Genomic DNA, 13,008 nt, shown 5'->3' on the forward strand with positions numbered 1-13,008 from the left:
GGCTGTGCGCCGAACCGACGAACTCGCCAAATTGGACCTGGCGCCCGACCCGACCGACCTGGCGCGCCTGGTGGCCGGTGCGCATTACAACCCGCATGGCATCCTGGGCGCCCACGAGTACGGTGACCACACCGTCATCCGGGCGTTCCGGCCGCACGCGCGCGAGGTCGTCGCCCTGGTTGGCGATGACCGGTTTCCGTTGCAGCACGTCGAATCCGGGCTGTTCGCCGTCGCGCTGCCGTTCGTCGACCTGATCGACTACCGGCTGGAGGTGACCTACGAGGGGTCCGACCCTTACGTCGTCGCCGACGCCTACCGCTTCCTGCCCACCCTGGGTGACGTCGACCTTCATCTGTTCAACGAGGGCCGCCACGAGCGGCTCTGGGAAGTCCTCGGCGCCCATCCCCGCTCGTTCACCACCGCAGACGGCGTCGTCGAGGGGGTGTCGTTCGCGGTGTGGGCGCCCAACGCCAAGGGCGTCAGCCTGATCGGCGAGTTCAACGGCTGGACCGGCAGCGACGCGCCCATGCGGGTGCTGGGCTCCTCCGGGGTGTGGGAGTTGTTCTGGCCCGGTTTTCAGGTCGGCGGGCTGTACAAGTTCCGCGTACACGGCGCCGACGGTGTGATGACCGAGCGGGCCGACCCGTTCGCCTTCGCCACCGAGGTGCCGCCGCACACCGCGTCGCGGGTGACGCGCAGCGACTACACCTGGGCGGACGCCGACTGGATGGCGCGCCGCGCGCGGAGCAACCCGGTGTTCGAGCCGATGAGCACCTACGAGGTGCACCTGGGCTCGTGGCGGCCGGGCCTGTCCTACCGTCAGCTGGCCCACGAGTTGACGGATTACGTTGTGGAGCACGGGTTTACCCATGTCGAGCTGCTGCCGGTGGCCGAGCACCCGTTCGCCGGGTCATGGGGATACCAGGTCACGTCCTACTACGCCCCGACCTCGCGGTTCGGCACGCCGGACGACTTCCGGGCGCTGGTCGACGCGCTGCACCGGGCCGGCATCGGCGTCATCGTGGACTGGGTGCCCGCGCACTTTCCGAAGGACGCCTGGGCGCTGGGCCGCTTCGACGGGACCGCACTCTACGAGCACGCCGATCCCAAACGCGGGGAGCAACTCGACTGGGGCACCTACGTCTTCGACTTCGGCCGCGCCGAAGTGCGCAACTTCCTGGTGGCCAACGCGTTGTACTGGCTCGAGGAGTACCACGTCGACGGGCTGCGCGTGGACGCCGTCGCGTCGATGCTCTACCTGGACTACTCGCGCCCCGAGGGCGGCTGGACCCCGAACATCTACGGCGGGCGGGAAAACCTCGAGGCGGTGCAGTTTTTGCAGGAGATGAACGCCACGGCGCACAAGGCCGCGCCCGGCATCGTCACCGTCGCCGAGGAGTCCACGTCGTGGCCGGGCGTGACGAGGCCGACAAACCTTGGCGGCCTTGGGTTCTCGATGAAGTGGAACATGGGCTGGATGCACGACACGCTCGACTACATCAGCCGCGACCCGATCTACCGCAGCTTCCACCACCACGAGATGACGTTCTCGATGCTGTACGCGTTCAGCGAGAACTATGTGCTGCCGCTCAGCCACGACGAGGTGGTGCACGGCAAGGGCACGCTGTGGGGGCGGATGCCGGGCAACAACCACGTCAAGGCCGCGGGCCTGCGCAGCCTGCTCGCCTACCAATGGGCGCATCCGGGTAAGCAATTGTTATTCATGGGCCAGGAATTCGGTCAGCGCGCGGAGTGGTCCGAAGAGCGCGGCCTGGATTGGTGGCAACTCGACGAGCAAGGTTTCTCCAACGGAGTGCTGGCCCTTGTGCGCGACATCAATGAGATCTACCGCAGCCGCCCGGCGCTGTGGAGCCAGGACACCATTCCCGACGGCTATTCCTGGATCGACGCCAACGACTCCGCCAACAACGTGTTGAGCTTTCTGCGATATGGCAAGGACGGCTCGGTGATGGCCTGTGTATTCAATTTCGCGGGATCCGAGCACAGCGGTTACCGGCTGGGCCTGCCCGCCGCCGGACGCTGGCGCGAGGTGCTCAACACCGACGCGACCGCCTACAACGGCTCGGGAATCGGGAACCTGGGCGGCGTCGACGCCACCGAAGACCCGTGGCACGGCCGCCCCGCCTCGGCGGTAATGGTGTTGCCGCCGACGTCGGCGTTGTGGTTCGAGCCGGAATAGGACGCGTCCAAAACCACCCGGCGAAATAGATAACGATTTCCCATCGCTTCTATTTACATGGGCTAGCATCACGATATGATTCGCTTCCGTAATTAGTCGACGATGACCCGATCCTGGTCACCGCCGGCCAAACTCGCCGTAGTGCTGGGAGGTAAACATGTCATTCGTGTTCGCAGTACCGGAAACGGTTTCGGCGGCGGCTTCGAATTTGGCGAGTATTGGTTCGGCAATCAGCACGGCCACCGCGACGGCGGCGGCCCCGACGACGGGCCTCGCGGCCGCGGCCGCCGACGAGGTGTCGGCGAGTGTCGCCGCGCTGTTCTCCTCGCACGCCCAGGACTACCAGGCGATCAGCGCGCAGTTGGAGGCCTTTCATTCGCAGTTCGTGGCGGCGCTGAGCGCGGGCGGGGCGTCCTACGCCGCCACCGAGGCCGCCAACGCATCCCCGCTGCAGGCCTTCGAGCAGCAGTTGCTCGGCGCCATCAACACGCCCACCCAGCTGCTGCTGGGTCGCCCGCTGATCGGCAACGGCGCCAACGGGGCGCCCGGCACCGGAGCGGCCGGCGGGGCCGGCGGACTCCTGATCGGCAACGGCGGCGCCGGCGGGTCCGGCGCTGCGGGCCAGGCAGGTGGGGCCGGCGGCGCGGCGGGGCTGTTCGGAACCGGTGGGGCGGGCGGCGCCGGCGGCGGCTCCGCGGCGGGTAACGGTGGAGCCGGCGGTGCCGGCGGCAGCGGCGGCCTGCTGTGGGGCGCCGGCGGAACGGGTGGAATCGGCGGCCTGGGCGCGGTCGGCGGAGCCGGCGGCACCGGCGGCAACTCCTGGCTGTTCGGCGCCGGCGGTCTCGGCGGCGCGGGCGGGCTTGGCGGCACCGGCGGGGCCGGCGGGGCGGGTGGTCGCAGCGGGCTGTTCGAACTGTTCGCCACCGGCGGGGCCGGCGGAGTCGGCGGGGCCAGCGGCGGCGGTCCGGGTGGCGCCGGCGGGGCAGGCGGGGCAGGCGGGGCAGGCGGATTGTTCAGCAGCGGCGGCGCCGGTGGCGCCGGCGGTTTCGGCTTCAACGGCTCGGTCGGCGGAGTCGGCGGGGCCGGTGGCGCGGGCGGGCTCCTCTCCGGCGACGGCGGGGCCGGCGGCACCGGCGGGCTCGGCAGCTTCGGCTCCACCGGTGCGGCCGGCGGCGCCGGCGGGGCCGGCGGCGCCGGCGGGTTGTTCGGTGTCGGCGGCGCGGGCGGCGCCGGCGGCGCCGGCGGGCTCAGCACCGCGACCGGCGGGACGGCCGGCGCGGGCGGGGCCGGGGGTGCCGGAGGCGCCGGCGGGTGGCTCGGATCGGGTGGCTCCGGCGGGGCCGGCGGCGACGGCGGGTTCACCACCGGGGACACCTCCACTTCCGGCGCAGGCGGGATCGGCGGCGCCGGCGGCACCGGTGGGTTGTTCGGCCCGGGTGGCTCTGGTGGCACGGGCGGCGTCGGCGGGCACGCCGGCGGGAACAACTCGACAGACGGCGTCGGCGGTACCGGCGGTGCCGGCGGCCTGGGCCGCCTGTTCGGCTCCGGCGGATCCGGTGGATCCGGCGGCAACGCGTCGCACACCAATGCCGGCGCGGGCGGTGCCGGCGGCGCCGGCGGATTGTTCGGCTCCGGGGGCGGCGGTGGCATCGGCGGGTTCGGCCTTGATACCGGTTCAGTCGGCGGCGCCGGCGGGGCCGGTGGCAATGCGGGCGCGCTCGCCGGCTGGGGCGGGGCCGGCGGCTCGGGTGGGTCCGGTAATACCAGCGGAGCGGGCGGCGCCGGCGGAAACGCCGGCCTGCTCTACGGCGACGGCGGTGCCGGGGGCATCGGTGGGACGGGACTCAACGGCGCCGACGGCGGCGCCGGGGGGAACGGCGGCAACGCCGGGCTGATCGGCAATGGCGGCGCCGGTGGGGCCGGCGGGTTGAGCACCGCCGCCGGTAGCACCGGCGGGGCGGGTGGCGCCGGAGGCAACGCGCGGTGGATCGGCAACGGCGGCAACGGCGGCAACGGCGGCGACGGCCTGTTAGGTGCGACGCCGGGGGCGGGCGGCGCCGGCGGTGCGGCCGGAGCGATTGGTTTGCCGGGGATCAACGGCTTGACTGGCTCTGGCCCGTAACGCGGGCTGCTGAGCAGACGCAAAAGCACCCATTTCGGCACGAAATTGGGTGCTTTTGCGTCTGCTCGCGGTCGGATCAGTACAGCGCGTTGGCGAGGTTGCGCCGGCCGGCGACCACCTCGGGATCGGCCGGATCGAACAGCTCGAAGAGCTCGATCAGCCGGGTGCGCACCTGCGTGCGCTCGTCACCCGATGTGCTGCGCACCAACGCAATCAGCCGGCCGAACGCGCCGCTGACGTCCTGGTTGAGCAGCTGCACGTCGGCGGCCGCCAGAGCGGCCTCGATGTCGCCCGGCGCGGCATCGGCGACCGCGACGGCATCGGGCCGTTGCGCCGTTGCGCGCGTGAGGAAGTCGATCTGGCGGATCGCGCCCTTCGCCTCGACGCTGGCCGGATTGGCATCCAGGATCGACTGATAAGAATGTTTCGCGGCGGCGAAGTCGCCGTCCTCGAGCTGCTGGCGGGCCGCGGCGAGCTCCGGGTCCACTTCCCCGGCTTGCCCGGAACCGCTTGGGCCCCTGAGCTTTCCGGCCGTCGCCGACAGCAGTGAATCCACCCACCGGCGCAACTGGTCGGGCGGCTGCACGCCCTGGAAGCTGGACAGTGGCTGCCCGGCGGCCAGCGCCACGACTGTCGGGACCGCATCGACACCGAAGATCTGTGCCACCCGCGGCGCCGCGTCGACGTTGACCGTCGCCAGCGACCACGTGCCGTTGTCCTCGCTCGCCATCGCGGCCAGCGTCTCGACGAGCTCGACGCACGCGTCGCTGCGGGGAGACCACAGCAACACCACGACCGGTACCTCGTCGGAGCGGACCAGCACTTCCGCTTCGAAGTTGGTCTCGGTGACCGCGGTGACTCCGGGTGCGGCCGGCGCCGCCCGCCCGTCGGGGTCGGAGGGGGCGGGGCCCTGCTGGGCTCGCTGCTTGAGACCCGACAGGTCAACCGCACCGGCCAAGGCGGGCCCGATCGGGGGTCGCGGACGCGTCACGCCGTCAAGTTTGTCATGCGCACCGGACGGCGCGGAATGGGCCCTGAGCGGCGTTTATGACCAAGATCACAACCGCGCGCCGGCGGTGCGCGCCAGCAACTCCGCCGGGGGCAGGCTAACGGGCCCGCAGGATCAGCGCGTCGCCCTGGCCGCCGGCGCCGCACAGCGCCGCGACGCCGTACCCGGAGCCGCGCCGGGCCAGCTCCAACGCCGCGTGCAGGGTGATCCGGGCGCCCGACATACCGATCGGGTGCCCTACCGCGATCGCACCGCCGTTGACGTTGACGATCTCGGGATCGACGCCCAGCTCCCGGGTCGAGGCCAGCGCGACCGCCGCGAATGCCTCGTTGATCTCCACGACGTCCAGCTGGTCTGCGGAGATGCCCTCGCGCGCGAGCGCCTTCTTGATCGCGTTCGCCGGCTGCGACTGCAGGGTCGAATCCGGGCCGGCCACGACGCCGTGCGCGCCGATCTCGACCAGCCAGGTCAGCCCGAGCTCTTCGGCCTTGTCCTTGTTCATCACGATCACCGCCGCCGCGCCGTCGGAAATCTGCGACGCCGACCCGGCGGTGATGGTGCCGTCGCGGCGAAACGCCGGCTTGAGGCCGGCCAGCGACTCGGCGGTGGTGTTGGCCCGGATCCCCTCGTCCTCGGCGAACTGCAGCGGATCCCCCTTGCGCTGCGGGATTTCGACCGATACCACCTCGTCGGTGAAGACGCCGTCCTTCCATGCCGCGGCCGCCTTTTGGTGGGAGCGCGCAGCGAACTCGTCCTGTTCTTCGCGGGTGAATTTGTCGACGTCGTTGCGCTGCTCGGTGAGCGCGCCCATCGGCTGGTCGGTGAACACGTCGTGCAGGCCGTCGTAGGCCATGTGGTCCAGCACAGTGACGTCGCCGTACTTGTAGCCCGACCGGCTGTCCATCAGCAGGTGCGGTGCCTTGCTCATCGACTCCTGGCCGCCGGCCACCACCACGTCGAACTCTCCGGCGCGAATGAGCTGGTCAGCCAGGGCGATGGAGTCGATCCCGGACAGGCACATCTTGTTGATGGTCAGCGCCGGGACGTCCCAACCGATGCCGGCCGCCACGGCGGCCTGGCGCGCGGGCATCTGGCCCGCCCCCGCCGTCAGCACCTGGCCCATGATCACGTACTCGACGAGGCGAGCCGGCACTTGCTCGTTGGGGAAAGCCTTCTCCAGCGCCGCTTTGATCGCGATGGCGCCCAGGTCGCTGCCCGAGAAATCCTTCAGCGAACCCATTAGCTTGCCGATGGGCGTCCGCGCTCCAGCAACTATCACCGACGTCGTCATGAGTACCTCCTAAACGTGCAGGGAAGGCGGATTACCCATCCCCGAGAAGCGCGATCTTTGCCGTCAGGTTACCGTTATGTGATGACGACCGATCAAGTTGACGCCCGTCAGATCCTGGCCACCGAGCTGGTGACGGCGATCGATCACGTCGGCATCGCCGTCGCCGACCTGGACGCCGCCATCGAGTGGTACTGCGACCATCTCGGCATGATCCTGGTGCACGAGGAAGTCAACGACGACCAGGGAATCCGCGAGGCGATGCTGTCGGTGCCCGGCGCACTCGCCGGCACCGCGCAGATCCAGCTGATGGCCCCCGACGACGACTCGTCGGCGATCGCGAAGTTCCTCGACAAGCGGGGCCCGGGCATCCAGCAGCTGGCGGTTCGGGTCAGCGACCTCGACAGCATCAGCGAGCGCCTGCGCGCCCAGGACATCCGCCTGGTCTACGAGGCGCCCCGGCGCGGCACAGCGAACTCGCGGATCAACTTCATCCACCCCAAGGACGCCGGCGGCGTCCTCATCGAGCTGGTCGAGCAGGCTTCCTAAGACCACTTCCGGGTCGGACCGCGAGTGGCGCGGTTGGCCCAGCACGGCGTGTGCCAATGCCGCCGGTCCTCGGCGCCCTGCCCCACTTCGGCCGGCCATACGACCAGATGTGGTGTGCCGGAACGTATTTCGTGGTCACAGCCGGGGCAGCGATAGGTCTTCACGGCGCGGGCCGCGGCGACCGGGCGCACTTCGTATTCGTGCCCGTCGGGACCCGTTTCCACCCTCCGCGGCAACGGCGGCCGCCGACGCGGCGGCTCGCGGCGCCTAGGCATCAGAACAACCGGTACTCATCGCTGTCCATGCCCCGCATCTTGTCGTAATCCAGTGTGACGCAACGGATCCCACGATCGACGGCCAAGGTGCGCGCCTGTGGCTTGATCTGCTGGGCCGCGAAGACGCCCTTGACCGGCGCGAGCACGGTGTCGCGGTTGAGCAACTCCAGGTAGCGGGTGAGCTGCTCGACGCCGTCGATCTCGCCGCGCCGCTTGATCTCCACCGCGACCGAGCCGCCCCGTTCGTCGCGGCACAGCAGGTCGACGGGGCCGATCGCGGTCATGTACTCGCGACGCACCAGCGTGTATCCCTCGCCGAGCAGTTGCACGTGTTCCGCGAGCAACGCCTGCAGGTGGGCCTCGACGCCGTCCTTCACCAGGCCGGGGTCCACCCCGAGGTCGTGGCTGGAGTCGTGCTCGATCTCCTCGACCGTGATGCGCAACTGCTCGCCGGCCTTGTTCTCCACCACCCACAGCGGCGCCGGGTCGCCGGGCTGTTCGGTCAGCCAGCACGGCGGGCTCATCCAGTTCAGCGGCTTGTAGGCGCGGTCGTCGGCGTGCACGCTGACCGACCCGTCGGCCTTGAACAGCAGCAGCCTGCGCGCCGAGGGCAGATGTGCGGTGAGCCGGCCGATGTAGTCGACGGTGCACTGGGCGATCACTAGACGCACCCGACTCACCTTAGAGCGTGGGCGACAAATTAGGCTGGCGCCACAATGTCGGCCAAGCAGTCCGCGGCGCAACGCATCGGCCGGGTGCTGGAAAAGGTCACCCGCCAGAGCGGCCGCCTGCCGGAAACCCCCGCGTACGGCTCCTTGCTGCTTGGCCGGGTGTCGGAGAGCCAACGACGCCGGCGCATCCGCATCCAGGTCATCCTGACCGTGCTCGTCCTGGGGACCAACCTGATCGGCATCGTCGTCGCGCTCCTGTTGGTGACGGTTGCCATTCCCGAACCCAGCGTGTTCGACGACGCGCCGGCGTGGCTGTCCTTCGGGGTCGTCCCGGCCTATATCGCGATCGCTTTGGCGCTGGGCACCTACTGGATCACCCGGCAGACGGTGCTCGCGCTGCGCTGGGCTATCGAAGAGCGCAAACCCGACCCCGCCGACGAGCGCAACACCTTCGTGGCCCCGTGGCGCATCGCGATCGCCGACCTCATCCTGTGGGGATTGGGCACCGTGGTGTTCACGATCCTCTACGGGCTGGTCAACACCCTGTTCATTCCACGGTTTTTGCTCTGCGTGAGCTTCTGCGGGGTGCTGGTGGCCACCGGCAGCTACCTGCTCGCCGAGTTCGCGCTGCGCCCGGTGGCCGCCCAGGCGCTGGAAGCGGGGCCGCCGCCGCGGCGGCTGTCGGCGGGCATCATGGGCCGGACCATGGTGGTCTGGTTCCTCGGCTCCGGCGTGCCCGTCGTGGGGATCGCCCTGTTGGCGGTGTTCCAGATCCTGTTGCGAAACCTGACCGAAACCCAGTTCGCGGTGGGCGTCCTGATCATCTCCACGGTCACGCTGATCTTCGGTTGCGTCTTGATGTGGATCCTGGCCTGGCTGACGGCGACACCGGTGCGGGTCGTCCGGGCGGCGCTGCGGCGCGTCGAGCAGGGCAACCTGCGCGGCGACTTGGTGGTGTTCGACGGCACCGAACTCGGTGAGCTGCAGCGCGGCTTCAACGCGATGGTCGACGGGTTGCGCGAACGCGAACGCGTGCGCGACCTTTTCGGCCGGCACGTCGGGCGCGAAGTCGCCTTGGCCGCCGAACGCGAGCGGCCGAAGCTCGGCGGCGAAGAGCGTCACGTCGCGGTCGTCTTCATCGACATCGTCGGCTCCACGCAGCTGGTGACCAGTCAGCCGCCGGCGGAAGTCGTTGCGCTGCTTAACCGTTTCTTCGCGATCGTCTTCGAGGAAGTCGACCGCCGCCGCGGGCTGCTCAACAAGTTCGAGGGCGACGCCTCGCTGGCCGTTTTCGGTGCCCCCAACCACCTCGACTCGCCCGAGGACGAGGCGCTCGCGACCGCGCGCTGCATCGCCGACCGGTTGTGCGACGAGATGCCCGAATGCCAGGCCGGCATCGGCGTGGCCGCGGGTCAGGTCGTCGCCGGCAACGTGGGCGCCAAGGAACGGTTCGAATACACCGTGATCGGCGAGCCGGTCAACGAGGCAGCGCGCCTGTGCGAGCTGGCCAAGTCACATCCGGGCGGGTTGCTTGCGACGTCCGACGCGCTCGAAGCTGCGGGCGAAGAGGAAAGGGCCCATTGGGTTTTGGGCGAAACCGTGACCCTGCGCGGGTACGAGCGGCCCACCCGGCTGGCGTCGCTCGCGGAGGACGCCGAGGCCTGAGCCGGCGCTATAAGGCGAGTGCGCGGCGCAGCACCACGATCGCCTCGTCCTGTTCGCGCTGCGAGATCGCCGCGTGCTGGACGAGCGCCGAGCCGTGGAAAGTCCCTGGGAACAAATGAAGTTCGACGGTGACCCCAGCGGCCAGCAGGCCCAGTGCGTAGGCGATGCCCTCGTCGCGCAGGGGGTCGAAGTGCATCACCGACACATAGGCGGGCGGCAGACCCGCCAGGTCGGTCGCGCGGGCCGGCGCCGCGTAGAGCGAGACGTCGTCGGAGCCCGCGTGGCCGGTACCGAGATAGCAGTCCCAGCTGAAGATCGCCCTGGGTCGGTTCCACAGCGGGGTGTCGACGAAGTCGGTCATGCTGCCGGTAATGAGCCGGTCGTCGAGCTCCGGCACCGACAGAAACTGGAACGCGATGTGCGGGCCGCCGCGGTCGCGGGCCAGCAGGGCCAGCGCCGCGCACAGCCCGCCGCCGGCGCTGACGCCGTGGATGGCGATGCGCTGCGGGTCGATGCCCAGCTCGGCCGCGTTTTCGGCCGTCCAGACCAGACCGGCGTAGACGTCTTCCAGCGGGCCGGGGAAGGGTGTCTCGGGGGCCAGGCGGTAGTCGACCGAGACCACGACGACGCCGAGTTCGCGGGCGAGCCTCACCGCGATGCCGTGCTCGGTCTCGAGGTCTCCGACGATGAATCCGCCGCCGTGGACCGTGTAGACCGCGGCGGGACCGCTGCGCTGGTCGGGTGTGTAGACGCGGACCGGAACCGCGGGATCGCCGTCGTGGCCGGGGATTTCGCGATCCTCGATCCGCAACCCGGAGGTGTCGGGCTGCGGCATCTGGGCGATCATCTCGGTGAAGGCGGCGCGCATGGTCGGCGCGTCGTCCGCCTCGAGAGAGGGCAGGAGCGGGACCACCGCGGCGAGCTCGGGGTCGAAGGCGTAGGCCGTCTGCGTGTCGTCCGTCACAGCTAGTCATTGTGCTGTTTGACGGGTTCGTTGGCTAGACGCGGGTGCCGGCCACGTTGATGTCGCTTTTCCGCCAGTTTTGTCGGTCGGCGGGTGTAAGTGTGGAACCGTGCACGAGGATTTCGAACGCTGCTACCGGGCCGTCCAGTCCAAGGACGCCCGGTTCGACGGCTGGTTCGTCACCGCGGTCCTGACGACGCGGATCTACTGCCGGCCCAGCTGCCCCGTGCGGCCGCCGTTCGCCCGCAACGTGCGGTTCTACCCGACCGCGGCCGCCGCCCAGCGGGCGGGTTTCCGCGCGTGCAAGCGCTGCCGCCCCGACGCCTCGCCGGGATCTCCCGAATGGAACGCGCGCGGCGACGTCGTTGCGCGCACGATGCGCCTCATCGCCGACGGCACGGTGGACCGGGACGGTGTCGGCGGCCTGGCGGCCCACCTCGGCTACACCACCCGCCAGCTGGAACGGCTGCTGCAGGCCGAGGTCGGCGCCGGTCCGCTGGCCCTGGCCCGCGCGCAGCGCGCCCAGACCGCGCGGGTGCTGATCGAGACCACCGACCTGCCGTTCGGCGACGTCGCCTTCGCCGCGGGGTTCTCGAGCATCCGCCAGTTCAACGACACCGTGCGCCTGGTGTTCGAGACCACGCCCACGGCACTGCGTAGGCGCGCGGCCTTCCCGGCCGGTGCCAATTCACCCGGGGCGGTGTCCCTGCGGCTCCCGGTCCGCACACCGTTCGCATACGAGGGCGTCTTCGGCCACCTCGCGGCCGGCGTCGTGCCCGGCTGCGAGGAGGTGCGCGACGGCGCGTACCGGCGCACGCTGCGGCTGCCGCGCGGCAGCGGCATCGTGTCGCTGGCCCCGGCGGTCGACCACGTCCGCTGCCAGCTGGTGCTCGACGACTTCCGCGACCTCACCACCGCGATCGCGCGCTGCCGGCGGCTGCTGGACCTCGATGCCGACCCCGAGGCGGTGGTCGACGCGCTGGCAGCCGACCCCGAGCTGGCCGCCGCGGTGAAAAAGGCCCCCGGCCAACGGATCCCGCGCACCGTCGACGAGGCCGAGCTCGCCGTCCGGGCGGTGCTGGGCCAGCAGGTGTCCACCAGGGCCGCCAGCACCCACGCCGGCCGGCTGGTGGCGGCCTACGGGCGCCCGGTGCATGATCCCGAGGGCGCGCTGACCCACGCCTTCCCCTCGGTGGAAGCGCTCGCCACCATCGATCCGGCCCACCTCGCGGTACCCCGGGCCCGGCAAGGGACGCTGCGCGCCTTGGTCGCGGGGCTCGCCGACGGGAGCGTCGTCCTGGACGCCGGCAGCGACTGGGACAGCGCGCGCGTCCAGTTGCTGGCGCTGCCCGGTATCGGCCCCTGGACCGCGGAGGTGATCGCGATGCGCGCCCTGGGCGACCCCGACGCCTTTCCCGCCAGCGACCTCGGGGTTCAGCTGGCTGCCAAGCAGCTGGGGCTGCCCGCCGACCCGCGGGAGCTCGTCGCGCGCGGCTCCCGGTGGCGACCGTGGCGCTCGTATGCCACCCAGCACCTGTGGACCACCCTCGAGCATCCGGTAAACCATTGGCCCCCAAAGACTCCGAAGGAAGTCGCATGATCCGCTACCGTACGGTCGACAGCCCGATCGGACCGCTCACCCTGGCCGGTCGCGGCCCGGTCCTGACGAACCTCAGGATGGTCGACCAGACCCACGAACCCAGCCGCGCCGACTGGTCCCCGGACCCTGGAGCGTTCGACGGGGTCGTCGAACAGCTTTCCGCCTATTTCGCCGGCGAGCTGACCGACTTCGATGTCGAACTCGAGCTGGGCGGCACCGAGTTCCAGCGGCGGGTATGGAAGGCGCTGCTGACGATTCCGTACGGCGAGACCCGCTCCTACGGGCAAATCGCCCAGCAGATCGGCGCCCCCGGCTCCGCGCGGGCCGTGGGCTGGGCCAACGGGCACAACCCCATCGCGATCGTCGTTCCCTGCCACCGGGTGATCGGCGCCGGTGGCAGCCTCACCGGATACGGTGGCGGCCTCGACCGCAAGCGAACCCTGCTCGACCTGGAGAAAAAGCGCGCCGCGGTCGACCTGACGTTGTTCGACTAATTCGGCCGGTTGCAAATGCAAAAACACCCCCGTTGCCGGGGGTGTTTTTGTATATGTTCGGCGGTGTCCTACTTTTCCACCCTGGTGGGCAGTATCATCGGCGCTGACAGGCTTAGCTTCCGGGTTCGGGATGGGACCGGGCGTTTCCCTGTCGCTGTGGCCGCCGTAACT

The 13,008-nt window shown here is 70.5% G+C and carries 11 protein-coding genes and 1 rRNA gene; 6 read left to right on the forward strand and 6 right to left on the reverse strand.

All coding sequences use genetic code 11. The features are described from left to right. Positions 1–4: 4 nt before the first annotated feature. On the forward strand, positions 5–2,200 hold the full coding sequence (glgB, locus tag AC5Y43_RS14070) for a 1,4-alpha-glucan branching protein GlgB (RefSeq protein WP_499973318.1): 2,196 nt from the start codon (positions 5–7) through the stop codon (positions 2,198–2,200). A 157-nt stretch (positions 2,201–2,357) separates the two neighbouring features. Beyond that, complete coding sequence (locus tag AC5Y43_RS14075; protein WP_499973320.1) at positions 2,358–4,322, forward strand: PE family protein; 1,965 nt, start codon at positions 2,358–2,360, stop codon at positions 4,320–4,322. A gap of 76 nt (positions 4,323–4,398) precedes the next feature. Here the strand turns inward: AC5Y43_RS14075 and AC5Y43_RS14080 are convergent, their stop codons facing one another. Continuing rightward, positions 4,399–5,313: a co-chaperone YbbN gene (locus tag AC5Y43_RS14080; protein WP_499973322.1), complete on the reverse strand. Its 915-nt coding sequence runs from the start codon at positions 5,311–5,313 to the stop codon at positions 4,399–4,401. 115 nt (positions 5,314–5,428) lie between these two features. After that, positions 5,429–6,622 (reverse strand): acetyl-CoA C-acetyltransferase, encoded by a 1,194-nt coding sequence (locus AC5Y43_RS14085; RefSeq protein ID WP_499973324.1) that lies wholly within the window; start codon positions 6,620–6,622, stop codon positions 5,429–5,431. A 78-nt stretch (positions 6,623–6,700) separates the two neighbouring features. Here AC5Y43_RS14085 and mce point away from each other — a divergent pair, with 78 nt between their 5' ends. Beyond that, positions 6,701–7,168 (forward strand): methylmalonyl-CoA epimerase, encoded by a 468-nt coding sequence (mce, locus tag AC5Y43_RS14090; protein WP_499973326.1) that lies wholly within the window; start codon positions 6,701–6,703, stop codon positions 7,166–7,168. Here the strand turns inward: mce and AC5Y43_RS14095 are convergent. Together AC5Y43_RS14095 and nucS are read right to left on the reverse strand one after the other, a co-directional pair. Next, entirely contained in the window at positions 7,165–7,443 is a 279-nt protein-coding gene (locus AC5Y43_RS14095) for an Rv1322 family protein (RefSeq protein WP_499973328.1), read from the reverse strand. The two genes, mce and AC5Y43_RS14095, sit on opposite strands and share 4 nt — an antisense overlap. Next, positions 7,443–8,114, reverse strand: coding sequence for an endonuclease NucS (gene nucS / locus AC5Y43_RS14100; protein WP_499973329.1), 672 nt, complete (start codon positions 8,112–8,114; stop codon positions 7,443–7,445). The genes AC5Y43_RS14095 and nucS overlap by 1 nt, the downstream gene beginning before the upstream one ends. Before the next feature lie 45 nt (positions 8,115–8,159). On the opposite strand from nucS, the gene AC5Y43_RS14105 reads away from it, so the two are divergent. Then, complete coding sequence (locus AC5Y43_RS14105; RefSeq protein WP_499973331.1) at positions 8,160–9,779, forward strand: adenylate/guanylate cyclase domain-containing protein; 1,620 nt, start codon at positions 8,160–8,162, stop codon at positions 9,777–9,779. Positions 9,780–9,786: 7 nt separating this feature from the next. On the opposite strand, the gene AC5Y43_RS14110 is transcribed toward AC5Y43_RS14105, so the two are convergent. Then, positions 9,787–10,743: an alpha/beta hydrolase gene (locus AC5Y43_RS14110; RefSeq protein ID WP_499973332.1), complete on the reverse strand. Its 957-nt coding sequence runs from the start codon at positions 10,741–10,743 to the stop codon at positions 9,787–9,789. 109 nt (positions 10,744–10,852) lie between these two features. Here AC5Y43_RS14110 and AC5Y43_RS14115 point away from each other — a divergent pair, with 109 nt between their 5' ends. Beyond that, on the forward strand, positions 10,853–12,343 hold the full coding sequence (locus AC5Y43_RS14115) for an AlkA N-terminal domain-containing protein (RefSeq protein WP_499973334.1): 1,491 nt from the start codon (positions 10,853–10,855) through the stop codon (positions 12,341–12,343). Continuing rightward, on the forward strand, positions 12,340–12,837 hold the full coding sequence (locus AC5Y43_RS14120) for a methylated-DNA--[protein]-cysteine S-methyltransferase (protein ID WP_499973336.1): 498 nt from the start codon (positions 12,340–12,342) through the stop codon (positions 12,835–12,837). Before AC5Y43_RS14115 ends, AC5Y43_RS14120 begins: the two co-directional genes overlap by 4 nt. A gap of 55 nt (positions 12,838–12,892) precedes the next feature. Here AC5Y43_RS14120 and rrf read toward each other — a convergent pair. Further along, positions 12,893–13,005, reverse strand: a 5S ribosomal RNA gene (rrf, locus tag AC5Y43_RS14125). Positions 13,006–13,008: the final 3 nt, after the last annotated feature.

Source organism: Mycobacterium sp. NGS57, from assembly GCF_059812405.1.

What these genes read in the sequence shown, in the direction of transcription:
- AC5Y43_RS14075 (WP_499973320.1), top strand. Translation starts at nt 2,358, where the DNA reads ATGTCATTCGTGTTCGCAGTACCGGAAACGGTTTCGGCGGCGGCTTCG.
- AC5Y43_RS14085 (WP_499973324.1), bottom strand. Translation starts at nt 6,622, where the DNA reads ATGACGACGTCGGTGATAGTTGCTGGAGCGCGGACGCCCATCGGCAAG.
- AC5Y43_RS14095 (WP_499973328.1), bottom strand. Translation starts at nt 7,443, where the DNA reads ATGCCTAGGCGCCGCGAGCCGCCGCGTCGGCGGCCGCCGTTGCCGCGG.
- AC5Y43_RS14105 (WP_499973331.1), top strand. Translation starts at nt 8,160, where the DNA reads ATGTCGGCCAAGCAGTCCGCGGCGCAACGCATCGGCCGGGTGCTGGAA.
- AC5Y43_RS14120 (WP_499973336.1), top strand. Translation starts at nt 12,340, where the DNA reads ATGATCCGCTACCGTACGGTCGACAGCCCGATCGGACCGCTCACCCTG.